General features: G+C 32.4%; 27 protein-coding genes. 18 read left to right on the forward strand and 9 right to left on the reverse strand.

Annotated features, from left to right (window positions below):
- The 3 genes from mtaB to bioV are packed head-to-tail and all read left to right on the forward strand — an operon-like array spanning window position 1 to window position 3455.
- On the forward strand, window positions 1-1266 hold the full coding sequence (mtaB, locus tag BKH42_RS05820; protein ID WP_095295686.1) for a tRNA (N(6)-L-threonylcarbamoyladenosine(37)-C(2))-methylthiotransferase MtaB: 1266 nt from the start codon (window positions 1-3) through the stop codon (window positions 1264-1266).
- Window positions 1256-2920 (forward strand): ATP-dependent metallopeptidase FtsH/Yme1/Tma family protein, encoded by a 1665-nt coding sequence (locus BKH42_RS05825; RefSeq protein WP_343286868.1) that lies wholly within the window; start codon window positions 1256-1258, stop codon window positions 2918-2920. The genes mtaB and BKH42_RS05825 overlap by 11 nt, the downstream gene beginning before the upstream one ends.
- Complete coding sequence (gene bioV, locus BKH42_RS05830; protein ID WP_095295687.1) at window positions 2910-3455, forward strand: pimelyl-ACP methyl ester esterase BioV; 546 nt, start codon at window positions 2910-2912, stop codon at window positions 3453-3455. Before BKH42_RS05825 ends, bioV begins: the two co-directional genes overlap by 11 nt.
- A 1052-nt stretch (window positions 3456-4507) precedes the next feature.
- Here the strand turns inward: bioV and BKH42_RS05835 are convergent.
- The 6 genes from BKH42_RS05835 to BKH42_RS05865 form a co-directional block, all read right to left on the reverse strand.
- Entirely contained in the window at window positions 4508-4741 is a 234-nt protein-coding gene (locus BKH42_RS05835) for a hypothetical protein (RefSeq protein WP_095295688.1), read from the reverse strand.
- A 1421-nt stretch (window positions 4742-6162) separates the two neighbouring features.
- Complete coding sequence (motB, locus tag BKH42_RS05845; protein ID WP_095295690.1) at window positions 6163-6942, reverse strand: flagellar motor protein MotB; 780 nt, start codon at window positions 6940-6942, stop codon at window positions 6163-6165.
- Between the two features lie 10 nt (window positions 6943-6952).
- Window positions 6953-7723 carry a flagellar motor stator protein MotA gene (gene motA / locus BKH42_RS05850; RefSeq protein ID WP_095295691.1) on the reverse strand — a complete coding sequence of 257 codons (771 nt, stop codon included), beginning with the start codon at window positions 7721-7723 and terminating at the stop codon, window positions 6953-6955.
- Window positions 7724-7783: 60 nt separating this feature from the next.
- Entirely contained in the window at window positions 7784-8197 is a 414-nt protein-coding gene (locus tag BKH42_RS05855) for a M67 family metallopeptidase (protein WP_095295692.1), read from the reverse strand.
- The gene (locus BKH42_RS05860; protein ID WP_095295693.1) at window positions 8194-8973 is read right to left on the reverse strand and encodes a HesA/MoeB/ThiF family protein; all 780 of its coding nucleotides are present in this window, start codon (window positions 8971-8973) and stop codon (window positions 8194-8196) included. Before BKH42_RS05860 ends, BKH42_RS05855 begins: the two co-directional genes overlap by 4 nt.
- 11 nt (window positions 8974-8984) lie before the next feature.
- Window positions 8985-9596 (reverse strand): MBL fold metallo-hydrolase, encoded by a 612-nt coding sequence (locus BKH42_RS05865; RefSeq protein WP_095295694.1) that lies wholly within the window; start codon window positions 9594-9596, stop codon window positions 8985-8987.
- A 275-nt stretch (window positions 9597-9871) separates the two neighbouring features.
- Here BKH42_RS05865 and BKH42_RS05870 point away from each other — a divergent pair, with 275 nt between their 5' ends.
- Window positions 9872-10870 (forward strand): SAM-dependent methyltransferase, encoded by a 999-nt coding sequence (locus tag BKH42_RS05870; RefSeq protein WP_095295695.1) that lies wholly within the window; start codon window positions 9872-9874, stop codon window positions 10868-10870.
- Between the two features lie 16 nt (window positions 10871-10886).
- Here the strand turns inward: BKH42_RS05870 and hsrA are convergent, their stop codons facing one another.
- From hsrA to BKH42_RS05885, 3 genes are all read right to left on the reverse strand, one after another.
- On the reverse strand, window positions 10887-11564 hold the full coding sequence (gene hsrA, locus BKH42_RS05875; RefSeq protein ID WP_095295696.1) for a homeostatic response regulator transcription factor HsrA: 678 nt from the start codon (window positions 11562-11564) through the stop codon (window positions 10887-10889).
- A 319-nt stretch (window positions 11565-11883) separates the two neighbouring features.
- Window positions 11884-14430 carry a flagellar hook-associated protein FlgL gene (gene flgL, locus BKH42_RS05880; RefSeq protein WP_095295697.1) on the reverse strand — a complete coding sequence of 849 codons (2547 nt, stop codon included), beginning with the start codon at window positions 14428-14430 and terminating at the stop codon, window positions 11884-11886.
- Between the two features lie 145 nt (window positions 14431-14575).
- The gene (locus BKH42_RS05885; protein ID WP_095295698.1) at window positions 14576-14989 is read right to left on the reverse strand and encodes a hypothetical protein; all 414 of its coding nucleotides are present in this window, start codon (window positions 14987-14989) and stop codon (window positions 14576-14578) included.
- 72 nt (window positions 14990-15061) lie between these two features.
- Between BKH42_RS05885 and BKH42_RS05890 the strand changes: the two genes are divergently transcribed.
- The 14 genes from BKH42_RS05890 to atpG all read left to right on the forward strand — a co-directional run bounded on the left by BKH42_RS05890 (window position 15062) and on the right by atpG (window position 25576).
- Window positions 15062-15433, forward strand: a complete 372-nt coding sequence (locus tag BKH42_RS05890; protein ID WP_095295699.1) for a RidA family protein — start codon at window positions 15062-15064, stop codon at window positions 15431-15433.
- Window positions 15434-15544: 111 nt separating this feature from the next.
- Window positions 15545-15856, forward strand: a complete 312-nt coding sequence (gene rplU, locus BKH42_RS05895; RefSeq protein WP_095295700.1) for a 50S ribosomal protein L21 — start codon at window positions 15545-15547, stop codon at window positions 15854-15856.
- Between the two features lie 10 nt (window positions 15857-15866).
- On the forward strand, window positions 15867-16121 hold the full coding sequence (rpmA, locus tag BKH42_RS05900) for a 50S ribosomal protein L27 (protein WP_095295701.1): 255 nt from the start codon (window positions 15867-15869) through the stop codon (window positions 16119-16121).
- 126 nt (window positions 16122-16247) lie between these two features.
- On the forward strand, window positions 16248-17144 hold the full coding sequence (locus BKH42_RS05905) for a DUF535 family protein (protein ID WP_095295702.1): 897 nt from the start codon (window positions 16248-16250) through the stop codon (window positions 17142-17144).
- A 6-nt stretch (window positions 17145-17150) separates the two neighbouring features.
- Complete coding sequence (obgE, locus tag BKH42_RS05910; protein WP_095295703.1) at window positions 17151-18257, forward strand: GTPase ObgE; 1107 nt, start codon at window positions 17151-17153, stop codon at window positions 18255-18257.
- A 20-nt stretch (window positions 18258-18277) separates the two neighbouring features.
- The gene (gene fmt / locus BKH42_RS05915) at window positions 18278-19189 is read left to right on the forward strand and encodes a methionyl-tRNA formyltransferase (protein WP_095295704.1); all 912 of its coding nucleotides are present in this window, start codon (window positions 18278-18280) and stop codon (window positions 19187-19189) included.
- A 37-nt stretch (window positions 19190-19226) separates the two neighbouring features.
- Window positions 19227-19856 (forward strand): biotin--[acetyl-CoA-carboxylase] ligase, encoded by a 630-nt coding sequence (locus BKH42_RS05920; RefSeq protein WP_095295705.1) that lies wholly within the window; start codon window positions 19227-19229, stop codon window positions 19854-19856.
- 14 nt (window positions 19857-19870) lie between these two features.
- A complete protein-coding gene (locus BKH42_RS05925) occupies window positions 19871-20659 on the forward strand; it encodes an AAA family ATPase (RefSeq protein WP_095295706.1) in 789 nt (262 codons plus the stop codon).
- 1 nt (window position 20660) lies between these two features.
- Window positions 20661-21542, forward strand: a complete 882-nt coding sequence (locus tag BKH42_RS05930) for a ParB/RepB/Spo0J family partition protein (protein WP_095295707.1) — start codon at window positions 20661-20663, stop codon at window positions 21540-21542.
- 97 nt (window positions 21543-21639) lie between these two features.
- The gene (locus BKH42_RS05935; RefSeq protein WP_095295708.1) at window positions 21640-22065 is read left to right on the forward strand and encodes a F0F1 ATP synthase subunit B'; all 426 of its coding nucleotides are present in this window, start codon (window positions 21640-21642) and stop codon (window positions 22063-22065) included.
- A 13-nt stretch (window positions 22066-22078) separates the two neighbouring features.
- Window positions 22079-22591, forward strand: coding sequence for a F0F1 ATP synthase subunit B (locus BKH42_RS05940; RefSeq protein WP_095295709.1), 513 nt, complete (start codon window positions 22079-22081; stop codon window positions 22589-22591).
- A complete protein-coding gene (locus BKH42_RS05945; protein WP_095295710.1) occupies window positions 22591-23130 on the forward strand; it encodes a F0F1 ATP synthase subunit delta in 540 nt (179 codons plus the stop codon). Before BKH42_RS05940 ends, BKH42_RS05945 begins: the two co-directional genes overlap by 1 nt.
- 20 nt (window positions 23131-23150) lie before the next feature.
- The gene (gene atpA, locus BKH42_RS05950) at window positions 23151-24665 is read left to right on the forward strand and encodes a F0F1 ATP synthase subunit alpha (RefSeq protein ID WP_095295711.1); all 1515 of its coding nucleotides are present in this window, start codon (window positions 23151-23153) and stop codon (window positions 24663-24665) included.
- 14 nt (window positions 24666-24679) lie between these two features.
- Window positions 24680-25576 carry an ATP synthase F1 subunit gamma gene (gene atpG, locus BKH42_RS05955; protein ID WP_095295712.1) on the forward strand — a complete coding sequence of 299 codons (897 nt, stop codon included), beginning with the start codon at window positions 24680-24682 and terminating at the stop codon, window positions 25574-25576.
- The last annotated feature ends 12 nt before the right edge of the window (window positions 25577-25588 follow it).

The raw sequence follows: 25588 nt of genomic DNA on the forward strand, positions 1-25588 counted from the left end.
ATGGCACAAAAAGTATTTTTTAAAACCTTTGGCTGTCGCACCAATGTCTTTGACACTGAGGTGATGCGTGAAAATCTAAAGGACTTTGAATGTGTGGATAATGAACAGAATGCAGATATTGTAGTGGTGAATTCTTGCACTGTAACAAATGGTGCTGATAGTGGTGTCAGAAGTTATGTAAAAAAGCTCCATAATAGTGGTAAAAGGGTTTATTTCACAGGTTGTGGAGTAAAAACACAAGGACAAAAGCTTTTTGAAAAAAATCTCACTTTTGGAGTTTTTGATCATAGCTACAAAGAAAAGATTGATGATTTTTTACATCATCAAGATAGGTTTTTTTATACCGATAAACCAGATACAGATCATCTTGATTCTACAATGGTAAGTGAATTTGTAGGAAAACACAGGGCATTTATTAAGATTCAAGAAGGATGTAATTTTGCGTGTAGTTATTGCATCATACCTTTTGTTAGAGGCAAGGCAAGGAGTATGGATAGTTCAAAAATACTCAATCAGATAGATATTCTTTCAGATAGGGGTATATCAGAAGTAGTATTAACTGGTACAAATGTGGGAAGTTATGGAATAGATAAAGGAAGTTCTATTGCTAAGCTTATAAAGTTAATTTCAAATAATAAAGCTATCAAACGTATCCGTGTTGGTAGCTTGGAGCCTAGTCAGATTGATGATGAATTTTTAGAACTTTTAGATGCTGATTTTATGGAAAAGCACCTTCATATAGCACTCCAATACACTCAAAATACTATGCTTGAAAGGATGAACCGATACAATCGTTTTGAAAGTGATTTTTTGCTTTTAGAAAAAATATCAAAAAAAGGCTTTGCACTAGGAACAGATTTTATCATAGGTCATCCTGGTGAGAGTGATGAGATATGGCAAGAAGCTTTTGAGAATGCAAAATCTCTTCCACTCACCCATATTCATCCATTTATTTATAGTGTGCGTGAAAATACCCCTTCAGCTCTTATGGACGATAGCGTAAATGGAAATCTCTCAAAATACAGACTCCATCAACTCAATGCCCTCATCAAAGAAAAAAATTTACTCTTCAGACAAAAACTAAAATCTGAAAAAAAATCGCTTAATGTTCTAATAGAAAATTTTCAGAATGGTTTTTATAATGGACTTGATGAATATTTTAATAAAATCAAAATATATTCAAAATCACCCATTTCTTCCAAATGGTTAATTCTCTCAGACTATAAGGTACTAGATAATATCAACGAGGTTAAAATTGAAGAATAAAAATAATCTAAAAATTGGCATTATTGGAATAATTATAGTGATGCTTCTGCTTGCATTTCTCTTTTCAAAAGATAATTCAGAGCTCATAAGCGAAAGCTCTTTTCAAACTCTTTTAAAAACAACACCTCCAGCAGAAATGTCAATAGATGAAAAATATATCTATTTTTTCATCAACGATAAATCCTATAAAGTTGCCAGAATTGGCATTGACACCTCCCTTCTTCGGGATATTCCTATAAAAGTTAAAAGTGATATACGGTTTAGTAACTTTTTTTATTTTGCTATTATTCTTATCCTTTTGACATTTATTTTTATTTTGCTTTGGAAAAAAAGATTGAATATCCAATCTTCTAATAACTCGCCTCTTATGCAGAATGAAACTTCTAGGTTTATCCAAAATAAAAATTCAGAATCTAGTAATCCTTCTTTTTCTATGAATTCTTTGGTTAGATTTGAAGATGTTGCAGGCATAAAAGAAGTCAAAGAAGAGTTGATAGAAATCATTGACTATCTTAAAAATCCTCAAAAGTATCAAAAATTAGGAATTTCTCTACCAAAAGGAGTTCTTTTAGTAGGCCCACCTGGAGTTGGAAAGACAATGATAGCTAAGGCTGTTGCAGGCGAAGCAAATGTTCCGTTTTTTTATCAAAGTGGCAGTAGTTTTGTTCAAATATATGTAGGAATGGGAGCAAAGCGTGTCAGAGAGCTATTCTCAAAAGCCAAAGCAAATGCACCTTCAATAGTTTTCATAGACGAGATAGATGCGGTGGGAAAAGCAAGAGGCGAAGGACGTAATGATGAAAGGGAAGCCACTTTAAATGAATTACTCACAGAAATGGACGGTTTCCAAGATAATAATAGTGTAATTGTTATTGGAGCTACAAACAATATAGAAGTGATTGATGAAGCACTGCTTAGGAGCGGGAGATTTGATAGGAGGATTTACGTAGAGCTTCCAGATTTAAATGAAAGGATTCAAATTTTCAAAGTCTATCTTAAAAACAAAAAGTATGATTTTAATCTCCTAGAAATATCAAGGATGTGCGTGGGTTTTAGTGGTGCAATGATAGCTTCTGTAGTAAATGAGAGTGCATTGAATGCATTTAAAAGAGGAAGCGAAATCATTGAACTCAGAGATATCTTAGATGTAAAAGACAAAGTCGCACTAGGGAAGAAAAAAATTCTAAGCCTTACTGAGGAAGAAAAAAATATTCTCTCTGTTTATCAGTGTGCTAAAGCACTAAGTGCGTATTGGTTGGATATTGATTTTGATAAGGTTACTTTGGTGTCAGATTTTATCATCGATAGAGACAAAGATATTTTAAGTAAGAGCGAAATGAACAATAAAATAAAAGTCTATTTGAGCGGTATCATTGCACTTGAGATTATAATGAATGAAAAATACACGAATGCAAAAGAAGATATCAAAAAAATAAAAAGCATAGCTCAAGAAATGTGTGAAGTTTATGGAATGGGACAAAACATCATCACCACTGATTTAGATATCTCAAGAATTATATCTAATGCTTATGTTGAACAAATGGAGTTTTTAAACAATTGCAAACAAAATATTATTTCCCTTGCAAAAATTCTTTTGGAAAAAGAAAGACTCACCAAAGAAAATATTCAAGAGATAATAGAAGATGCACTTTAGTGGTTTTTGTTTTCAAGGAGAAGAGGATTTATTTTCTAGATTTTCCCATAAGAGCACTTATGATGTGAGTGGCTTTAGTTATGGTGCCCAAAAAGCTTGCGAGGAAGTTGTGAATAGGCTTAATAAATCTCATAGAGTGCACAAGCTAATTTTATATTCACCCGCATTTTTTCAAGATAAAACTGAGGCTTATAAACGTTTGCAACTCTCCTTATTTAAAAAAAATAAAGAAACCTATATGCAGAACTTTTTAAAACAAATAGGTATCAATGAGGAAAATAAAAGATATTTCAAAGAAGGAAATTTTAATGATTTGGAGGATTTGCTCTCATATAATTGGGATGCAGATAAATTAGAATTTATCGTAAAAAAAGGGGTTTGCATTGAAGTGTTTCTAGGGGAATGTGATGAGATTATCGATGCAGAGATAGCAAAAGATTTTTTTGCTTCTGTGGCGATAGTATATTTTATCAGAGGAGCAAACCACTGTCTGATAAATGATACTTATCATAAAAATAAAAAATTAAATCTTTAACCATCGTTTTATGCTGCAAACTTGTATTTAGCAAACGACATAGCAAATAAGCTAGTTCATAATGATAAATATCCTCTTATCAATGGAATAATGAGAAAGATGCTAATAGTTTTATTTCGGATACACTATCGGTAATCTCAAAGATGTTAATGGTATTCCTTTTGATCTAGATCTAAACAATGCTCATCAAATCAATCAGGTGTAGATCATATAATTTGAAATCTCATTGCCAAAATTCTATCTAAAATATTTATGGAAGATCTTGCAGTGATGAGGCCGATTTGAGTGTTTATGTTTATATTCTTGTTAGTAATGATGAAAAAAATCTCACATTGCCTTTATACCCATGATGATATTAAAGACAATTATGTGTAGCTTCATTGACTTTTGAAAATTAATACTTCCTTATTGAGTAAAAATGGAGAATTCAATAGAGCTATCACTTGGATAGAAATATCCTATCATGCAGCTCTTTAAAACCACCATTAACTTTGATTTCTTGCATTATTAGGTAACAAAAATTAAATTTAATATCTATGGAATCAAAACAGACTCTCAAAATATTATCTTTGATTTTGGAGAAAGTATTCCTGAAGATGTTTTTCATCACGAAAATACTAGCTTTTATAAGATAATAGGTTGTATAGCCCAAACAATTGACGGTGCAGAGTATTGGTATGTCTTATTTAGTGTGGTTATCTTTTTGTAAATCTTGAAAAACTAAGCTTAGGAAGAATCGGAGTTGTTCTAATAGTGATATTTTCTTTTGGAATAACAGTTCTTTTTTGTGTTAAAATGATTTTGAGAAAAATTAGACAATTAAAGGAGTTGAGATGAATTTAATATTGATAGGAACCGCAGCTTTCGTTTTATGGATTTGTTTTTATATAATTTATAAATTTTCAAGAGTGGAGTTGAAATGACAAATTTAATATTAGCAGTCATTCCTTTATATTTTTTGACTATTTGTTTTTGCGTTGTTTATATGATTTCAAGACCCACAAAAAAATCCAAATAAACCTACCTCTTATCGAAAAGATAAGAGGCTAAACTTAAAAAATACGACTAAAAGGCAATTTCTTCATCACCCTTTTATATTCCTTCAGTACATCTTCTTTTTGATTTTTAGTTGCTTTAGGGTCATTAAGAACGTGACTCAGCTTTCTATCAGCATCTCTTGCTTTTCTGACTGATTCCGCACCAGGATTGAACTTTCTTACTCCCATAGCCCTATATATGATTGTCGGTACTCCAAATTTCTCATTATATCGATCCTTCATTGCCATTACCAAATCCAACAATCATTGGGAGCATTGATATCGCTTTTACTCAAATGCTACCATCAATCTAGCGAACCCCAAAAGAGTCCTAAAAAGCCATTCAAATTAGCAAAGAAAATATTGGGATTGCCAATACAAAAGCGATTGAATATTTCTTTTCTTCTAGCAGGGCAAAATATCTTCTTGGGATTGAAATATAAAGTAAAATTTATTTTTACTAGCATCTATAATTTTGAAGCCCCAATCAAGAGAGATAGTCTAAAAGATGTTAGCTTCCAAAAGAAGAGCTATGATTTGCAAAGAAGTATCCAAATACAAAAACAGTAAAAAAGAAAAACAAATTAAGAAATCAATAAGCCAACACAAGAGATAAATTAGCACATTGAAGAAAATCAAATCATTCTAGATAGAAAACAATAAGATAAGGTAGATTATCAAGGTTGTCTTTTTGAAGAAGAATTTTTGTTTTCAAGTAACTGTTCTAATATAAGAAGATTCTAAAGCTTTAGAATTATTTTTTAAAATTTTTTATCATGTGTATGAATTTATCTTTGCTTCTTTTAGAGAAAATATCAAAGCTAAAAGATACCTCATAGGGTCTTTAAAATTCAGAATCTTAAAAACAAATGAAATTCAAAAGAGTATCCATAAGAAGTTCTTTAAATAAATCCTAACAGAATCTCAAAACATCTGATTTTTAAAATTAAATAAGACCTCCTCTGTTAGTCACCCGATTAAGTTGTAGTTATATTGTCAATGCGAATAGAGAGGAGGAGGGGGGGGGGGATAGTATGCTGCGAAAAGTAATGTTTTAAAATCTCAATTAATTTAAAATAACATTACTGGTTCAATAACATTATCTATCCAAAATGATCTGAAGTTTCAAGCAGATGAAATATCTCAAAAAGATAGATTCAATACTCTCTTAAGGGATATTTAAAATCTGAATAAAGAGTAACTATAATCTATAATAATTTAAAATAAAATATTTATTTAAATTAAAAAATAAAAATATATTAGATATAAGATGAAATATTTTCTAATATAAAACTTAATTGATAATATTAAAATTTAGGATTTAATATTCAAATTTATTTTTTAAAAAAATGGAATTTATTGGGATAATTGTTTTTCATAGAACAAATCATTAGAGCTAGAATTATTTTTAAATTCGGAGAGATAATCTTAGAATTAATGGATTTAAAAAGAAATTAAAAAGAGCATTGATATTTCTAGAATCAAACCTTGTTAAGGTCAATGAGATTTATTTACAAAAGAATAGGAGAGTTCTCCTTATTTGATAGGATGCCACTTTTGGTAATTAATCTCCATATTTGTATGGGGGGGGGGTAACCAAAAATCAGAGGAGAAATTTTCTAAAATTATTTTATTTAAAAAATATGGAAAATACATATTGATTGGATCAATTATTTGTGTTTATTTTTATCCAGAATGGATTTTACTTGCTCAAGACTATTTGGATTTGTGGAGAGATAGATTTCTACGCGATTATTTTTAAGTTTATTTTCAATGCTATTGTTAGGAGCAATTGGCTTGTATTCACCATAAGATGAAAAGGAAAGTTGGTTAGGTGAAATACCATTTTGTATTAATGCTCTCATTACTCTTGCGGCCCTACTTGCTGCAAGTTCGTAATGATCTTTAAAATCAGAAGTTTTACTCAATGGAGAATTGTCGGTATAACCCCTAACATCTATCATTACTTGAGGAGGGAGTTTTTTAATAATCTGTGCAATTCTTTTAATGTACATCATCATATCGCTATTGGCAATTTCTGAGCTTCCTTCTTTAAATAAAAGATTTGCAGGAAGTCTAAGAGTTGTACCTTGCTCTATTTGCTCTAAAATACCTCCTTCTTCGGTCATATCTTCAAGCTGGGCAACATTTTCTATCGACATTGAAGAGGAGTTTTGATCAGATTGTTGGATTTTCTCTCCTTCTGTTTGTTCAGATTGTTCGCCTGGATTTGGAGGTATGGGTAAGACAGGTTGAAGAGTTTCGGGTTTGGCAGTGGAGTCAAAAATTTTTATAAACTCAACTTTTAGAGCTTCAAGCTTTGCTTTATTTGTAGCGGAAATAGCATAAAGGGCAATGAAAAGTGCGAGTAGCAAAGACAAAAAGTCAGCATAGGGAACTGCCCATTTTTCTCCTGCGGGACATTCTTGTGCTTTTTTCTTTTTTGACATTTAATTTTCTTTATTCAAATTGTGAAATTTTGGGCTCATCAGGCCCCAAGAAACTGAGTAATTTTGCCTCCAAACTTCTAGGATTATCGCCATTAGCAATTCCTATGATACCTTCTAGGGCAACAATTTTTTCTTTCACAATGTCTTTTGATTTTGCCTTGAGTTTATTACCCCAAGGACCAAATATAGCATAACTACACATAATCCCTGTAACTGTGGCGGTGAATGCACCAGCTATACCTGCGGCCATCTCTGCTGGGTTATCAAGTTTTTGGAGTGCCAACATTAAACCCATAACCGCTCCAACAAGTCCAAAGGTAGGAGCTGACTCTCCAGCAATAATCCAGTAATGTGCTGCACCATGATAATACTCTTCAAGCTCTTCTATCTGAACTTCCATATCTTCTCTGACAGACTTCGCATCTTTACCATCAATAATCATTGATAAGGCTTCTCTAGTAAAATCATCTTCTATCTGTGCAGCTTTTGCTTCTAAAGAGAGTACGCCATCTCTCCTAGCCAAAGTGGCAAATTCTACAAGTTGCCTAATGGTAGTATTTAGATTGATTTTTGATCCAAGAAATACAATTTTAAGTTCCTTGTAGCCAGCTTTCACAAAACGAGCGTGCGTACCTGTCATAGCCGAGAATAAAGTCGTTGGAACAATAATAATAACGGAGCTTAAATGGACAATGTGTAGCGGATTCCCACCTTCTAAAATATCTCCAAGAGAGATTGCAGAGAGTGCAAGAATCATACCTAATAAAGTCGAGAGATCCATAGTCTATCCATCTTCTATTTTATTTTGAAACCATTATAACTAAAATAATCGGGATTTTTTTTAATTTTTTATTCCTTCTTCATAAATCTTTTTTTCTTTAAATCTGAACGATTTAATTTTAGGTTCTTCATCTAGGAGAGATATTATGATATAGCTTTGCGTACTAGTGTACATATATTTTATATCTTCATCTGATGGATATGCTATTGAATGGGGATGAGAATGAAATATTCCGACAATATCAAGATTCTCTTTTTTTGATTTGATTAAAGCTTCTAGTTGTTCTTCAGGAGAAAACATAAAAAAATTTTGTCGATTTTTGTGTGTATTGGTCATTTTGAATATTTGTTTGATTGTATTTTGATCTGTTGGCATATCATACAACCCAAATAAATAACCACAACATTCATTCGGAAAATTGGATTTTGCATAGGTAATGATTTCTTCAGCAAGTGATTTTTTTAAAATCATCATTGTGGATAGTCTTTAAGTTCTTTGATAGCATTGTTTCCACATATGCGACATTCTGGATTTTTGGATACTTTTATTTTGCGAAAATCCATTGTTTTTGCATCTACCATTAGAAGATTATTAGTAATTAAATCACCGATATTGAGTAAAAATTTTATCGTTTCTGCAGCTTGAATACAGCCTATTAATCCTGGAATGACTCCAAATAAACCAGCTCTAAAAATAGGGTTTAGTTCTGTTGGTGGAGGGGCATCAAACGCACAAGCAAAACAAGCGGTTTTATGTGGAAGGATAGTCATTGTCTGCCCTCTATATTTTAAGATACCTGCGTGAGAGTAGGGTTTGTTTGCCAAAACACAAGCATCATTGATAAGAAATTTTGCGGCAAAATTATCTGTAGCATCAATCACAAAATCATAATCTTGAATTATTTTAATAGCGTTTGAAGAAGTGAATTTTTCAAAATAAGTATGAACTTCTACTTCTGGATTGATTGCGTTCATCCTTATTTTAGCAGATCTAGTTTTTGGATGTGATATTTCTTCTGTGGTATGAATGATTTGTCTTTGTAGATTGCTTATCTCTACGATGTCAAAATCTAAAATACCGATTTTACCCACTCCTGCTGCTGCTAAATACATAGCATTTGGAGAACCAAGACCACCAGCTCCTATAATAAGAACACTTGATTGGAGAAGTTTTTCTTGACCTTCTTCGCCTACATCTTCAAGCATTGTATGCCTTAAATAACGTTCTTTTTGGTTTTGAGTTAGTTTCATTTTTTATCCTTTTAAATTCTTTGGATCCATAGATCTACGTTTTTTTGTTCTTGAAATAAAGACGTGCTCTGACCGTGACCAGGATAAATGATTTTATCAACATCTGATTGAATTTGTTGAAATCTTTTCAGAGATTCTTTCATGTCAGAAGGATTTGAATATGGAAAATCATATCTGCCAATGGAGCGATAAAATACAAAATCTCCACTAAAAATTATATTATCTATTTCTATGATTGAGCACCCTGGAGTGTGGCCAGGTAGATGGTGGTATTTTATTTGATAATCAGAGACTTTGATTAAAGAGGTAGATTTGTATCCTTCAATTATATTGTCAGGGTTGCAAGGTTTTAGACCTGTTCTAAAACAGTCTGTTTTTAACATAAAAACATCTTCTTTTGGGCAATAAATTGGAACATTTGGGAGATGAGATTTTAAATCCGCTAAACTCCAAATATGATCATAATGCCCATGTGTTATGAGTATAGCAAGGGGGTTCTTTGTATTCTCTAGCACCCAAGCTGTAGCTTCAATTCCAGGATCTATGATAAATTCACCACTTGAGTTACTGTAAATATAGCAATTAGTCTGAGGTTCTCCAAAGGCTTTTACTAGGAGTTTCATTATGGTTATTCCCTTTTTTCCTTATGCTTTTTATGCTTAGAGCAAACGCTTCATTGTAACTAATATTAACCTAATATTTTATTAAACATTCAGGGAAAAATAGTACAATCCTCGGAAATATTATGTTGTGAAATTATAAGGATAACGAGGTATTTGATAATGATTACGGTAGAGACAACATGGACTAAAAAAATTTATTTTATTACTAAGGATGATTTTAAGAATAAAAAGTTTTTTGAGGGTTTTAGGCATTCATATAAGGATTGTGAGAAGTTATGATTAATTTTTCTTCTTATATGAATGAGTGGCTTTATGGTAAAAATGGTTATTATCGTGGTGCCATCATTGGTAAAGCTGGAGATTTTTATACTTCTGTATCAGCAACTAAGATTTTTGGTGGGGTAATTGCTTGGCATATTGTGAAACTTTTAGAGAAAGAAAGGTTAAATTTACCACTTAAGATTATTGAAATAGGTGCGGATAAGGGCTATTTAATAGGAGATGTGACTCAGTTTTTATATTCATTATCAACTGGCGTGATACAGGAATCTGAATTTATTACGATTGAGCCACTTTTAGAGTTGCAAAAAATTCAAAAGCAGACTTTTTTACAACAAACAGGATATGAGCTTCAAGCTTATGAAAAGATTGAAGATATAAAATTGGACAAAGATGATAGTGTTTTTATATTTTCCAATGAGCTTTTTGATTCTTTTGTTTGCGAAGTTATTGATGAATCAAAAATGATTTATGTAGATAACCATAGGGTAATTTGGAGAAATATGTCTTCGGAAATAAATTCTTTGGCAAAAAAATATGGTATTTTCAAAGGAGAGATACCCATTGGATTAGAAAATTTTGCTTTATCTTTAATGCATACTCTACAGGATTGCAAAAAATGGGAATTTTTAAGTTTTGATTATGGACAATGGGAAGCTAGAAATGATGTTAATTTGAGAATTTATCAAAAGCATCAGGTTAAAAACTTTTTAGAAATTACAGATGAATTGGGAAATTTTTATCAAAACTCTGATATCACTTATGATGTGAATTTTTCTTTGATAGATAGAATTTTTACAAATTTTGATGCAGAAAGAGTATTCTACGGTACTCAGGCAAAAGCTATGTTGGAAATGGGAGTTTTGGAATTGCTTGAACAATTCTCTGAAAACGTTAGCTATGAAACATATTTGAGAGAAGTTGGAAAGATAAAGCCCCTTATCAGTCCAACAGGGTTAGGAGGGAGATTTCAAGCTATAAGGTTTCGTGGATAGTTTTTAGCGATGTGATTTATTCTTCGGCTTGTTTTGGATAACAGAATCTATAACCTCTCCGACGAACTGTTTCTACAGTCGAAATATTGAGTGGTTTATCCATTTTTTGTCTGATTTGGTTGATTGCAACTTCAATAACATTTGGTGTTACCAGTTCAGGTTCTTCCCAAATAGCATCAAGAAGTTGTTCTTTTGATACAATCTGATCCCTATGTCTTGCTAAATGTGTAAGAACTTCAAATGGTTTGCCTTTGACTTCAATTTCTTTTCCTTTGTAGGTTATTTTTTCTTCATCAGGATTGATAATCAAGTCTTCTATCTCAATTAAGCTTGAACCCCAAAATCTCAGTCTAGCCTCGATTCTAGCAAGTAATACACTCATATCAAATGGTTTTGCTATAAAGTCGTCTGCACCAGCTTTAAAGGCATCTACCTCTTCTTCAGGCTTATGCTTTTGAGCTAGCACAATAACAGGAACACGAGGATACTTTGATTTGATATGAGGGATAATATTTGTAGCTTCACCATCACGAAGTTTAGCATTGCTAAGTACTAGATCGTAATTTCTGATACTGATAAAATATTCTCCATCTTTTAGGTTTTCGGCCATATCTGTTTGATAGCCATTTTTATTGAGGAACTCAGTAAGGGCTTTGCTGAGTTCGGAGTCATCTTCTATTATTAAAATACGCATCTACTATCCTTGAGCTTAAAGTTTAATATTTTTAAATCCCGCTATTATAACATAGTTTTAGATTATTTTAAACGAAAATAATACCTAATATTTTTATACCATCATTATCCTATTGTATACTTTTTCATTATACAATGCCTTTAGCCAAATCTTTAAATATTCAAGATTTGGTTAGATGTGCACGGTAGAGCAACCTCCCCTCCTTCTCTACTTTTATTGCACATCGACTCCTTTTTGTTTTGTTAAGTTTATAAAATATTATTATTTTTATTAACCATCACTCAATGTGGGTGGTGGTTATCTTTTCAAGCAAGTTTAATTATAAGTAATTTACCAAAGACATTTGATTGATTTTGTTAGTAGAAGCTAGAACAGCATTATAGTTTGTTGTCAGGTTCGAAAATTTATTATAAGTTTCTGCAAGGTCTGTGCCTATCGTTTCCCCTTTAATTGAATCTACCTGAACTTTTAATATCTCATTTCTTCTGATGATATTTTCAAAGGTTTTTCCGTGAACACCGTTTAAAGATACCATTTTTTCAATATGATCACTAAGGTGATCAAGTGCAGTTATTCCATTTTGTATGCCTATCTTTCTCATATCTTGGGTATAGTTTTTTCCTGCTGTGTCAGGCCTATAGATTCCCCTTTTGACAGAATCTATAATATCATCAATTTGCTCAAAAAAATTAACATCAGGTTGATCGATTGTGAGTGCATTGTTTGCGTTGAGACGGATAGATGAAATATCGTTTCTTGTGGCTTGTGCTGAAAAATCGCTCGTATTGTCGTTATAAAACATAAATTTCATCTTGCTGATAGAACGAATATTATCTTCTATTTGTATTTTTCCATCTCTAGTCATATGTACAGATAAAGGACCTTTGGATCTTTGGAGAATGGCTTCATAGCTGTCTTTACCATCTTGTGAGGGTTCTGTGCGGTTGCCTTCTGCTTTTATGAAGCTATCGGCAGGTTCGTTGCTATAGTTGAGTGCGATCGACATTGCGTCCATAAGTTGCTGATAGGTTACATCATCTGCTTTTGTAATAGTAATAGCTGGAGGTTCATCATGTGGATTATAAAGAGGTATTATATATTCGGATTTATTGGGTGTTTTACTTGGAAGTTTAAGATAAGATCCTTTGTTGTCAAATAAAATTTGTGCTTGAACTGGAATGCCGTTGCTGTCTTTTAGTTTCAAGGTATATGACTGTCCATTTAAGCTTCCTCCTGCAACTTCAGAAAGTTTTGTTTCAGGTCGTGCAAAACCGCTTCCATCTGCTAAAACTTGCGAAACATTACCAGTAACTTTAGGACCTTTATTTATGAAGTAGGTTTTATCATATTCTGTTTGATAATCAGCAGGAATTCCATCTGTTTCTAAACCATTTTTATCGAATGTTTTGAATGTTATGCTTAGTCCATGTTCTCCATCAAATGGTGGATTTTTGCTATCATTTTGTTTATTTGTGACATTTTTATCAACAATGCTGATTCTTCCATTTGTTAGTTCCACGTCCATATTTCCACCAAAATGCGATTTAATACTATCCATTAAATCTTGCATTGTGGAGTTCTCAACATTGATTTCAAGTGGTTCTATTGGATCTTGATTGATAGTCCCATCTTGATTATTTGGACGAGTCCCACCAATAATAAGTGTGTTTGTATCAGAACCTAAAATATCTGATAATTTTGTATTTTTTGTAGCTGCAGAATTATCTTTGTCAATAAAAGCTGTAGGAATATGTATGTATCTGAAATCATAGTCATCATCCACGCTTTTTATGCTAGATAACGATCTATCTGTTAAAAAAGGGCTTTTATTGAATGAAGTAATGCGTACTCCATTGCTTTTAAGCTCTTCAATATTGTCCACATCTTGATCGCTAGAAATTAGATGAAAATCAATGACGCTATTGCCTGGTTTTAAATCTCTTATTTCAATTTGTCCCCAAGCGTTCATTGAGACATCCACAACTTTATTTTGAGGAGTGTTGCCGTATTCTTTTCCTATTTGCTCTAGCAAATCATTCACGGTGGTGGCATTACTTCTGTCCTTGTATGCTTTGTCAAAACTAAATTTTGCTTTAAATGTCGAGCCATCTGGACGCACACCACGTAAATAGAAATATTCTTTGGCATCATTGGTTGTGTCATTATCATTATCTCCTATAAGATCTCTTAATGTATCTTCAGGTTTTATATAGGCTTCTTCTGGAGCATTTCCCTTGTTGAGGGCATCCATTATGTCAGGGTGAAGTTTGTTTTGATTGAGCATTTTGATATTTGAAGTGATGATTTTTTGCTTGTCTGAATCTCTACCAAAAAATAGTTCCTGTCCAGTTATATTGTAGGGGACGAGGTTGTTAGAGCTGATAAGAGCATTTAGTTTTTCATCATTGCCATAGTAGTTTCCTTGAGAATCAAAAGGAGCTCTATCCACCTTACTGCCACCAAATAAAAATTCCCCGCCTATAGAGGTGTTAGCTATATTTATAATGTGATCTTTAAGTTTTTCTAAATCTTTTGCAATTGCTTCACGTGAATTTGGAGAATGAATATCATTGGCTGCCTGAATAAGTTTGGTTTTAAACTGAACCATTACTTCAGATAATTCAGAGAGAGCTTTATCGGTATTTAATGTTGAACTTTGGGCATCTTTTGCCACATCTATACCCTGATCAAGAGTATTTTTTTCAAATTCTAGCTTGAGGTTTTGATTATTTACGCTACTATCTTGATAGCCATACTGGATCTTTAATCCTGAGGCTATTTTTGTATTCATTTCGTTGAGTTTGTTTTGGAGTACATTTTGATAATAATTCATCTGATTGTATTTTGTCCCAAAGGTTATACGCATTCCAAATACCTCAAAATAAGTTTAAAAATCATCTCAATACTAAAGCAAAAATAATTCCACTTATCTTTAATTGATATGATTCATCTTTGCATTAAAACTACTTGAGAAACATCGGGTTTTTTAAAAAATAATGAAATACTATTTCTTAATTTTCTTCATTAGGTATAGTTTCTTCTTTTATCAAATAGGGAATCTTTTTTTTGTTCCATTGTTTATTTTTGTTAATGAGTGGTTCTTGTGAACTTGTCTGTGGCAAGGCATTGGGACGATTTTTTATATTTTGTTTTTTTCCTAGTAAATCTTCTTTTAAGGGCATATTAGTGAGATTTTGTGATGAATCTTTATTTTTAGAATTTTTGGGAAGAGGAATTCTAATTATTTTTCCACTTGAAGTCATTTCGATTATCCCCACGGCTTTTTGAGTACGACCATCAAACAGTAAAACCTGATTATCTTTAAGAGGAATATTTGCAATGATGTCATTTTCGTCAATCATAGAATCGGCTATTAGATGAGTAAAAATAGTGCTTAAGATAATAAAAACGATACGAATTTTCATAAACTGAATCTCCTGTATTTTGAAGTTTGAATATATTATAATGGAGAAAATAAAAAATTACAAGGATTAAAAATGAAAATCGTTTCTTCACCCAATGCCCCAGAAGCTATAGGACCATATTCGCAAGCAATCATTTCAGGAGATATTATTTACACATCAGGGCAGATTGCACTTAGACCTGATGGATCATTTTTGGATGGAGATATTGTTTTGCAAACAAGACAGGTATTAGAAAATCTCAAACAGGTTTTGGAATCTCAAAATAGTTCTTTGAAAAAGATTATCAAGACCACAGTATTTTTATCTGATATGGATAATTTTAAGGAACTCAATGAGGTTTATGGACAGTATTTTGGAGATCATAAACCAGCTAGGACGACCGTAGCTGTAAAAACTTTACCAAAAAATGCACTCGTTGAAATAGAGTGTATTGCACAAAAATAAAAGTTTAAACTAAAAATCAGATTCTATCATGTATAATCGCACACTTGTTTCGCACCAAAAAAGCCTAGAACTCTGGGGCGTCTCAAAAGAATAACTTCGCAAGGAAAAGCAATGTATGCAGTATTTAAGAATGGAGGCAAACAATACAAGGTCAAAGAAGGGGATATTGTCCTGCTTGATAAAATGAACCTTGAGCCAAAGTCAAAATTAGAAGTTAATGAAGTTTTAGCTATTTCTAACGAAGATAAATTTAGTCTTGGAACTCCTTTTGTAAAAGGGGCTAAAATTGAGATTGAAGTTATTAACGAAGGTAGAGCAAAAAAGGTCATTACTTTTAAGAAGAGAAGAAGAAAAGATAGCAAAACCAAAAGAGGTTTCAGGCGAGATTTTACTCGAGTAAGAATTTTGAAGATTGTAGGATAAGGAGCAAAGCATGGCACACAAAAAAGGTCAGGGAAGTACTCAGAATAACCGTGATTCGGCAGGTAGAAGATTAGGTGTAAAGAAGTTTGGTTCTCAATTTGTTAGAGCTGGGAATATTATCATCAGACAAAGAGGAACAAAAGTTCATCCTGGCTTGAATGTAGGTATGGGCAAAGATCATACTATCTTTGCTTTAGTAGATGGAATTGTGAAGTTTCAACAGAAAGATAAATATCGCAAAAAAGTTTCTGTTATTTCTGCGTAATTCATAAAGTTACAGAAAAATATTTCCTCAGGGAAATTTTTTTCTTCTTCGGTCTGCTCTTCTAGAAAAAACAAATCATTTTTTTTTGATAGCTTTTTTGTTTTTAACTTAGTAAGAAGGATATTAATGCAATATAAGTTTTTTGGTCCGAGTTGTTTGAAGGATAGCAAATCAAAAGTTACTATCAGTCGTTATGTTCGGTATTATCTCAGAAAGATTATTTTTTATCCTTATGTTAAAAAATTTGAAAAATTTGTCAATGCTGATTTGTTTTTTATTGATTTTTTTCAAAAATATCCTGTTGCTGATTATGTTGTTATAAAACGTTTTTGTAATAAAAATTTTAACGCAACACAAAGATATAATCACGTGATCTCGGATTTATCTTTTATGCAAAGACTTTATTCTAAGACCGGTACTTGTCTGTGGAAAAAAAGAGTAGAAGTTTGGAGTATTAAAAATGAAGATGAGATTTTATACAAATTATTTTTAGAAAAAAATATAGAAACATCAGAGGAGGGGTTTTGGGCATTGGTTTTGCGAGATAAGGGTGAAACCAGAATCTATCAGGCGACATTCACCATTACTCCTGATAATAACTTCTTAATAGCTTCTGTGCAAGGCTCTAGAGAGAGTGGAGCAAATGAAGAGATGAAAGTTTTGACAAAAAAATTATTTGGATTACGTCCTTCATCATTTTTGATAGAAGTTTTAAAAATCCTAACAAGAGCATTTGGATGCAATCAAACATTAGGTATTTCTCCATCATTACAGATTCGATCAACAAAAGGATTAAAAAAAGGTTTTTATGCCGATTACGACAGAATATGGCTGGAGTCATATGGTGAGTTAATAACAGTATCTGGCCATCATTATTATTGTTTGGCACATAAACAAAAGAGTATTGAGGAAGTTTCAAGCAATAAACGTTTGATGTATAAAAGGCGTTTTGAAATGTTAAGACAAATAGAAGACGTTTGTAATGAAAAATTTAAAAATTCTTTAGTTTTGACTATTAAGTGAGCACTGATGTTTATTGATAATGTGGATATTTTTATTTTTTCAGGAAATGGTGGAGCGGGTGCTGTTAGTTTTAGAAGAGAAAAATTTGTTCTCAATGGTGGTCCAGATGGTGGAGATGGTGGAGATGGTGGAGATGTATATTTTGAGATTGATAGAAATACTGACACACTTTCAAGATTTCGTGGCACTAAACATTATCGAGCAAAAAATGGCCAGCCTGGTGGAGGGAAAAAATGTAGTGGCAAGAGGGGAGAAGACATTATCATAAAGATTCCTCCAGGTACGCAAATATTTGATTTTGAAACAAATGAGTTACTCTATGATTTCACAACACAAACAGATAAAGTAAAAGTTCTTAAAGGGGGAAAAGGCGGACTTGGAAATGCGAGATTTAAAAATTCTGTGAATCAAAGACCCACTTATGCACAAAGTGGGTTACCTGGTGTTGAGTGTCATATTCGTCTTGAGCTAAAAATGATTGCTGATGTCGGTCTTGTTGGTTTTCCAAATGTTGGAAAATCCACACTGATTTCTACTCTTTCAAATGCAAAACCAGAGATAGCGAATTATGAATTCACAACTCTGGTACCCAATCTTGGGGTTGTAGAAATTGATGAGATGAACTCTTTTGTTATGGCTGATATTCCAGGTATCATAGATGGTGCTAGTGAAGGAAGGGGATTGGGAATAGAGTTTTTAAGACACATAGAAAGAACAAAGATTTTGCTTTTTGTGCTCGAGGTTGGAGGGCATAGAAAACTCCTAGATCAATATGAAAAACTTCAAATGGAATTAGGGAATTTTTCAGACGACCTTGCTAAAAGACCATTTGGGATTGTTTTGAGCAAAGTAGATATTTTAGAGACTAGCTCTAGCGAAATTGAAGAATTTTACAAATTTTTTAAAATGAAATCTTCTATCTGTAATGATTTTTCGTTAGATCAAAAGTGGGGTTATTTATTCAGAGAAGAATTTTTCAATAACAGCATTGAAGATGTCATTAGCCCACTGTTTGTGTTACCAATTTCCTCTTCTGTTCATATCAATACAGATACATTAAAGTTTATTTTATTGAAAATTTTGGCAGCAATATCTAAATGTTCAATGATTTAACTTGCATAATAAGGAATTGAATGAAAGTTTTGTTTATGGGGACTCCTTACTTTGCTAGAATCATTTTAGAGAGATTGATAGATGATTCTGATTTGGAGATTGTAGGGTTATTTGCTCAGCCAGATAAACCTTTTGGTAGAAAACAAGAATTAAAATCTCCAGATACCAAAGAATTTTTGATTCAAAGAAAAGAAAAAATTCCAATTTTTCAACCCAAAGTCTTAAATGAAGAATGCGTGGATATTATTTCAAATCTAGCACCAGATGTGATTTTGGTGGTTGCATATGGAAAAATATTACCCAAAAATATTTTGTCATTGAGTAGATGTATCAATATTCACGCTTCTATTTTGCCTAAATATCGGGGAGCATCGCCGATACATGAAATGATCTTAAATGATGAAAGTCATTATGGTGTAAGTATTATCAATATGGAAGAATCCCTTGATAGTGGGGATATTCTAGGAATAGATTCTTTTGAAGTAAAAGAATATATGGATATTGAATCTTTGAGTGAAGTTTTAGCACATATCGGTGCAAACCTAGTTTTAAAAGTGCTGAAAAACTTAAGAGATATCGAGCCTATTAAGCAGGTTCATTCTCAAAGTTCATATTGTAAGAAAATACTAAAAGAGGATGGATTGATTGATTTTAAAAATGCCAAAAAGATATTTTTAAAATCATTGGCTTATGTATCTTGGCCTAATGTATTTTTAAAAAATGGTTTGAAACTTTTTGGAATAAAAGTACTACATGACGATAAAAACTTTCAGCCTGGGGAGATCTTGGAAATTGATGGAGATGAAATTGTGGTGGGATGTGAAAAAGGTGCTATAAAAATAGCAATGCTACAATTTCCAGGAAAACAAAAAATATCTGCAACTGCCTATATCAGAGGTAAAAGATTCAGCATTGGTGATCGATTACAATAAAAAATCATTGATTCATTAAAGGAAAAGTATAATACAAATGAAAATCATACATTTTGATGAATTACCATCAACCCAGATATATTTAAGAGAACAATTGGAATTAGGGGCACTTACATCTCCTATTTGCGTGATTGCAAAAAAACAAAGTGCAGGAATTGGAAGTAGGGGCAATACTTGGAAGCAAGTCAAAAATGCCCTTACATTTTCTTTTTCTTTTGAAAAATCTACCTTGCCCCAGGATTTACCTATTCAAAGTGCCTCTATTTTTTTTGGATTTATTTTTAAACAAGCTCTTGCTTGTATTGGGTTTGATGTATGGTTGAAGTGGCCAAATGATATTTATTTTGGAGATAGCAAAGTTGCTGGCATTATTGTAAATGTATGGAAAGATCACTTGATTTGTGGAATCGGTTTAAATATTAATGCAGATAATTTTTCATCTTTACAAAAAAATATTGACAAAGCCGAACTTTTAGATATTTTTTTTGAAAAAATCAAAAATACCATTAAATGGAAGGATATTTTTAGTAAATATGAGTTAGAATTTTATAGAAATTTCGGTTTCACATTCCATTATAGAGATCGCAAATTAGAACTAAAACAGGCTAGATTGCTTCTAGATGGAGGGATAGAGATAGATGGCGAAAAAATTTATAGCTTTAGATAAATTGAGGTGGTAATATGTGTGAGATTATAGCAGTTGCAAATCAAAAAGGCGGAGTAGGCAAAACTACTACAGCAGTTAATTTAGCAGCCTCTTTGGCGTTGGCTGAAAAAAATGTGTTGTTAATAGATTTTGATCCGCAATCAAATGCCACAACGAGTCTAGGTTTTCGCAAAAATGATATTGAATTTGATATTTATCACGTATTGATGGGAACAAAAAAGCTTTCTCAAATCATCAAAGAAACAGAGATGCCTTTTATGCATTTAGCACCCTCAAATATTGGATTGGTCGGGATTGAAAAAGAATTTTATAACAAAAAAAATGCCGGTAGAGAACTGATACTCAAAAAGAAAGTTCAAGAAGTTGTGGACTCTTATGATTTTATTATTATTGATTCCCCACCTGCACTAGGACCTTTGACTATCAACGCTCTTTCAGTTGCTAATTCTGTTATTATCCCAATTCAATGTGAGTTTTTTGCATTAGAAGGCTTGGCACAACTTCTCAGTACGATAAAGATTTTACGTGATTCAATCAATCCAAATTTGAAGATCAAAGGATTTTTACCCACGATGTACTCATCTCAAAATAATCTTTCTAAACAAGTTTTTTCTGATTTATCTCAACATTTTGATGAGAAACTATTTAAGGACAAAGACACTAGTAAGTATATCATTGTTCCTAGAAGCATAAAACTCGCAGAATCTCCAAGTTTTGGAAAACCTGTTTTGTTATATGATGTTAAATCAAATGGAAGTGTTGCTTATCAAGCCTTAGCGCAGACAATACTCCAGGGGGCGTGATTTGGGAAAAAAGAACTTAGCACTAGGAAGGGGATTGGGTGCTATACTCAGTGAAGTTGGTCAGGCGTATGAAAATAATTTTTCCGACAATTCAGAATTAGTGGTTGAGCTAGATGTTGATAATATCAAACCCAATCCCTATCAACCTAGAAAACATTTTTCTGATGAGTCTGTGAGTGAATTATCTCAATCTATATTAGAGCATGGACTTTTGCAACCTGTATTGGTGTATGAGGATGAAAACAATGATTATGTCCTGATAGCTGGAGAACGCCGTTTGAGAGCTACCAAACTTGCAGGTATAAAGACAATCAAAGCCATTATCGTTGAGATTAATTTAAATAAACTCAGAGAAATAGCTTTGATTGAAAATATTCAAAGAGAAGATTTAAATATAATTGATTTGGCCAATTCCTATAAAGAGCTTATAAACGATTATCAGATCACGCACGAAGAGTTGGCCAAAAGAATTAAAAAATCAAGGGCTCAAATAACAAACACATTGCGAATTTTGAATTTATCTGCCCAGACTCAAGAAATGCTTATTGATGAAAAGATATCTCAAGGTCATGCCAAGATATTGGTAGCTTTAGAACCAAAAGAACAAAAAATAGTTCTTGATTCTATTGTTGGTCAGAAACTTTCAGTGCGTGATACCGAGTTTTTGGTGAGAAAACTCAAAGATGAAAACCAATCCAAAGGTAAATCAAGTATCAATTTAAATAAAAATAAATCCTCAAAATTGGCATCTGATTCTGAGATAGAAACATTGATAAAATTATTTAAAAATTATTTTATTTCTGCCTCAATAAAAAATAATCAACTTGTTCTGAATCTCTCAAATAAATCAAAAATCAATGAGATCGTGAATAAGTTATCCTGATTCTAGACATTATTTTTTAAGCTATTTTGTGGTACAATGTGACGCTATGAATGATTTTATTATAATATAAACGTAATTATAAACACAGGGAGTTGAAATGACCATAACTGTAAATCCTTATCTCATGCTCCTAGTCTTTGGAGTGTTTTTGGTCACTGTTTTTTTGTTAAACATTTGGCTTTATAAACCATTGCTTCGTTTTATGGATAGAAGAGAGGCCTCGATTGCCCAGGATTTAGAAGACATACAACAAAGTGATCAGGAAATTATTAGAATAGACGAAGAAATTAAACAAGTCATAGAAGATGCACGAGTACAGTCAGCTCAAATTATCGAACAAGTTAGCGGTGAAGCAAAGTTAGAGTATGAAACAAAGATTGCAAATAAAAGAATTGAATCTGCTTCAAGATTGGAGGATTTTTTTGAAAATTTAAAAAAAGAGGAATCAGATCTAAAAAAATTTCTTTTATTACATATGCCAGATTTTGAATCATCCTTAATAACTAAAATATCTCAAATATAGGGGAGTGCAGATAATGATAAAATATATTTTATTTTTTTTACTTGGAGGTTCAGCTTTATTTGCCACAGATGTGAATATTTCACAGACTGATATTGTAGAGAGGGTTATCAATTTTTTAATATTTTTAGCTATTTTGTGGTACCTGATTGCAGATAAGCTTAAACAAATGTTTGCTAGTCGTAGAAACCAGATTGTTTCTCGCCTCAATCAGGCTCAAGATAAATTAAAGGTAGCCAAGAAATCAAAGGAGGAAGCTCTAAAAAGACTTGATGATGCAAAGCAGAGAGCAACTGATATGATTGCATTGGCCAAAAAAGAGGCTTATATGATATCCCAAAAATTTGATGAACAATTTAAGCTAGATATTGAAAATATGATTAAAAGCAATGAAGCCATTATGGAATTTGAACGAAAACAGATGGAAAGAAAAGTTATTCGGGAAATACTTTCTGATCTTTTCAATACACAAGCAAGTTCATTTGATACTTCAAAGTACATTGATATATTGAATAAAAAGGTTGCTTGATGATTGAAATAATTGCTAAAAAGTATGCCAAGGCGGTTATTGAAAGTGTTGAATACAATCAACTTGATTGTTTTTTAGAAAATTTGAGAAAAATATCACAAGTTTTCTGTTTAAAAAAATTTGTAGATATTATCCAATCCCCCTATATCTCAAAGGTTGATAAACAAGATCTTTTGCTTGAATTGATTGATAGGAAGTATTCCAATCTTAATATAATGAAGAATTTTATCGAGATATTAGTTCAAAACAATAGAATTGATATTATTCCATATGTCTGTGATGCTCTTCAGGCACATATTGATGAGAAAAGTAATTTTTATACAGGTATCTTATATGTGAATAAACTAATAAAACCTGAAAATATTGAAGAAATCAAAAAAAATCTTTCGAAACGTTTGAATATTGATTTGAACATTGAGCAGGTTACATCTGAAATTGAAGGTGTTAAATTTGTTATTGAGGATTTGGATATAGAGATTTATTTTTCCAAAGAATATTTCTTGAATCAACTTAAAGTACACATATTAAAAGCAATTTAAATAAAAAAAGGAGTTAAAACGTGCTATCAAAACTAAAACCAGAAGAAATAAGCTCGATCATCAAAGAGAGAATAGAAAATTTTGAAATCAATATCGATATAGCCGAAACAGGAAAGGTTATTGCCTATGCCGATGGAGTTGCTAGAGTTTATGGATTAAAAAATGTTATGTCTTATGAGATGGTTGAATTTGATACAGGCGATAGAGGTCTTGCTTCAAATCTTGAAGAGGGTAGTGTGGGCGTTGTTGTTCTTGGAGCTGGAAAAAATATTAAAGAAGGAACATCTGTTAAGAGACTTGGCAAGCTTATGAAGGTTCCTGTTGGCGATGCTGTTGTAGGAAGGGTTATAAATACATTAGGAGAACCCATAGATGGAAAAGGTTCTATTGAGAGCACTGAATATCAGTTTGTCGAGCAAAAAGCACCTGGTATTATGGATAGAAAATCAGTCCATGAACCACTTCAAACAGGAATAAAGGCCATTGATGCACTTGTTCCTATTGGTAGAGGCCAAAGGGAACTTATTATTGGAGATCGTCAAACGGGTAAAACCACGGTTGCTATTGATACAATCATTAATCAAAAAGGTCAAGATGTTGTTTGCATTTACGTCGCCATTGGTCAAAAAGAATCAACTGTTGCTCAGGTTGTTAGAAAACTTGAAGGGTATGGTGCAATGGAATACACAGTCATTGTAAATGCTTCAGCTTCAGAGTCTGCGGCTATGCAATTTTTAGCTCCTTATACGGGAGTAACCATTGGAGAGTATTTTAGAGATAATGCAAGGCATGCTTTGATCGTATATGATGATTTGAGTAAGCACGCTGTGGCCTATAGAGAAATGTCTTTGATTTTAAGAAGACCTCCAGGTAGGGAGGCATTTCCAGGGGATGTATTTTATATTCATTCAAGATTGTTAGAAAGAGCCGCAAAAGTTAGTGATGAGAAAGGTGCGGGTTCTCTGACTGCATTACCTATCATTGAAACTCAGGCGGGTGATGTTTCTGCTTATATACCTACAAATGTAATCTCTATTACTGATGGTCAGATATTCTTAGAAACAGATTTGTTTTTCTCTGGTATTAGGCCTGCCATTAATGTTGGGTTATCTGTTTCTAGGGTGGGTGGAGCAGCTCAAATTAAGGCAACTAAACAGGTTTCTGGAACACTCCGATTAGATCTTGCACAATATAGAGAATTGCAAGCTTTTGCACAATTTGCTTCAGATTTAGATGAATCAAGCCGAAAACAATTAGATAGGGGTCAGAGGATGATCGAGGTTCTCAAGCAACCCCCATATTCTCCACTGTCTATTGAAAAACAAGTGGTTGCAATTTATGCTGGAGCAAAGGGCTTTTTAGATGATATTCCTGTCAATAAGGTTGTTAAGTTTGAAAATGAACTTTACCCATTCTTGGAAGCCAAATATCCTAAAATTTTTGAGGATATCAGGATGAAAAAAGCATTGGATAAGGATTTGGAAAGTGTGTTATCAAAAGCCTTAGATGAATTCAAGATAAGTTTTTCAGCTTGATATTAGGATCGTAAATGGGTAATAACTTAAAAGAAATTAGAAAAAAAATTGGTAGTGTTAAAAATACCCAAAAAACAACTCGTGCAATGAAGTTGGTTTCCACTTCAAAATTGAAAAAAGCTGAAGAAATGGCTAGACGCTCTAGACTTTTTGCAGATAAGTTGAATGAAGTCTTTGATGATATTATTTTAAAGATGAAATCAAGGGGATTGGAGAATATAAACAGTAAGTATTTTTTGAATTCACAAAATCGTGATATTAAAAAGGTTGATATCGTATTTGTGACTGCCGATAAAGGTCTTTGCGGTGGATTTAACTCTGCCACTATAAAGGAAGTTAGTCGGCTTATGAGTGAATACAAAAATAAGGGTATTAAGGTTAGGCTTAGGGGAATTGGAAAAAAGGGTATTGCCTATTTTTTATTTAATGACATTAAGGTATTGGATAAAATAACGGATTTGAGTTCCTTTCCTGATTTTCAAAGAGCTGCTGATTTTATAATGAAAATTACTGAAGATTATCTAGAGGGTCTTACTGATGAAGTTCTGATTGTTCATAATGGGTTTAAAAATATGATTTCACAGGAACTAAAAATTAAAAAGGTATTACCATTAGGACTTGACACTCAAGAAAGCTCATCAAAAATAGATTCAATATCAATTGAACCTGATGAAGAAGAAGATGTTGTGTTAGAAGAACTTGCCAAAAAATATATAGAGTATAACATGTATTATGCGTTAATCGATTCTTTGGCCGCTGAACACAGTGCGAGAATGCAGGCGATGGATACTGCTACAAATAATGCTGGAGAATTGGTAAAAAGTTTGACAATTTCTTACAACAAAGCAAGGCAAGAGGCTATCACTACAGAGCTTGTAGAGATTAATGCGGGTGTTGAGGCTATGAAATAAAGTTAGGAGATA

The organism is Helicobacter sp. 13S00482-2 (assembly GCF_002272795.1).
Lineage (GTDB): Bacteria > Campylobacterota > Campylobacteria > Campylobacterales > Helicobacteraceae > Helicobacter_J.

Excerpts from the sequence above, each read along its gene's own strand:
- bioV (WP_095295687.1), top strand. The coding sequence starts at position 2,910 with ATGCACTTTAGTGGTTTTTGTTTTCAAGGAGAAGAGGATTTATTTTCT.
- BKH42_RS05905 (WP_095295702.1), top strand. The coding sequence starts at position 16,248 with ATGCAATATAAGTTTTTTGGTCCGAGTTGTTTGAAGGATAGCAAATCA.
- BKH42_RS05865 (WP_095295694.1), bottom strand. The coding sequence starts at position 9,596 with ATGAAACTCCTAGTAAAAGCCTTTGGAGAACCTCAGACTAATTGCTAT.
- motB (WP_095295690.1), bottom strand. The coding sequence starts at position 6,942 with ATGTCAAAAAAGAAAAAAGCACAAGAATGTCCCGCAGGAGAAAAATGG.
- motA (WP_095295691.1), bottom strand. The coding sequence starts at position 7,723 with ATGGATCTCTCGACTTTATTAGGTATGATTCTTGCACTCTCTGCAATC.
- atpG (WP_095295712.1), top strand. The coding sequence starts at position 24,680 with ATGGGTAATAACTTAAAAGAAATTAGAAAAAAAATTGGTAGTGTTAAA.
- BKH42_RS05855 (WP_095295692.1), bottom strand. The coding sequence starts at position 8,197 with ATGATGATTTTAAAAAAATCACTTGCTGAAGAAATCATTACCTATGCA.
- BKH42_RS05835 (WP_095295688.1), bottom strand. The coding sequence starts at position 4,741 with ATGGCAATGAAGGATCGATATAATGAGAAATTTGGAGTACCGACAATC.
- BKH42_RS05940 (WP_095295709.1), top strand. The coding sequence starts at position 22,079 with ATGATAAAATATATTTTATTTTTTTTACTTGGAGGTTCAGCTTTATTT.
- hsrA (WP_095295696.1), bottom strand. The coding sequence starts at position 11,564 with ATGCGTATTTTAATAATAGAAGATGACTCCGAACTCAGCAAAGCCCTT.
- rpmA (WP_095295701.1), top strand. The coding sequence starts at position 15,867 with ATGGCACACAAAAAAGGTCAGGGAAGTACTCAGAATAACCGTGATTCG.
- obgE (WP_095295703.1), top strand. The coding sequence starts at position 17,151 with ATGTTTATTGATAATGTGGATATTTTTATTTTTTCAGGAAATGGTGGA.
- BKH42_RS05945 (WP_095295710.1), top strand. The coding sequence starts at position 22,591 with ATGATTGAAATAATTGCTAAAAAGTATGCCAAGGCGGTTATTGAAAGT.
- BKH42_RS05920 (WP_095295705.1), top strand. The coding sequence starts at position 19,227 with ATGAAAATCATACATTTTGATGAATTACCATCAACCCAGATATATTTA.
- BKH42_RS05890 (WP_095295699.1), top strand. The coding sequence starts at position 15,062 with ATGAAAATCGTTTCTTCACCCAATGCCCCAGAAGCTATAGGACCATAT.
- BKH42_RS05935 (WP_095295708.1), top strand. The coding sequence starts at position 21,640 with ATGACCATAACTGTAAATCCTTATCTCATGCTCCTAGTCTTTGGAGTG.
- BKH42_RS05870 (WP_095295695.1), top strand. The coding sequence starts at position 9,872 with ATGATTAATTTTTCTTCTTATATGAATGAGTGGCTTTATGGTAAAAAT.
- fmt (WP_095295704.1), top strand. The coding sequence starts at position 18,278 with ATGAAAGTTTTGTTTATGGGGACTCCTTACTTTGCTAGAATCATTTTA.
- BKH42_RS05925 (WP_095295706.1), top strand. The coding sequence starts at position 19,871 with ATGTGTGAGATTATAGCAGTTGCAAATCAAAAAGGCGGAGTAGGCAAA.
- mtaB (WP_095295686.1), top strand. The coding sequence starts at position 1 with ATGGCACAAAAAGTATTTTTTAAAACCTTTGGCTGTCGCACCAATGTC.
- BKH42_RS05860 (WP_095295693.1), bottom strand. The coding sequence starts at position 8,973 with ATGAAACTAACTCAAAACCAAAAAGAACGTTATTTAAGGCATACAATG.
- BKH42_RS05885 (WP_095295698.1), bottom strand. The coding sequence starts at position 14,989 with ATGAAAATTCGTATCGTTTTTATTATCTTAAGCACTATTTTTACTCAT.
- flgL (WP_095295697.1), bottom strand. The coding sequence starts at position 14,430 with ATGCGTATAACCTTTGGGACAAAATACAATCAGATGAATTATTATCAA.
- rplU (WP_095295700.1), top strand. The coding sequence starts at position 15,545 with ATGTATGCAGTATTTAAGAATGGAGGCAAACAATACAAGGTCAAAGAA.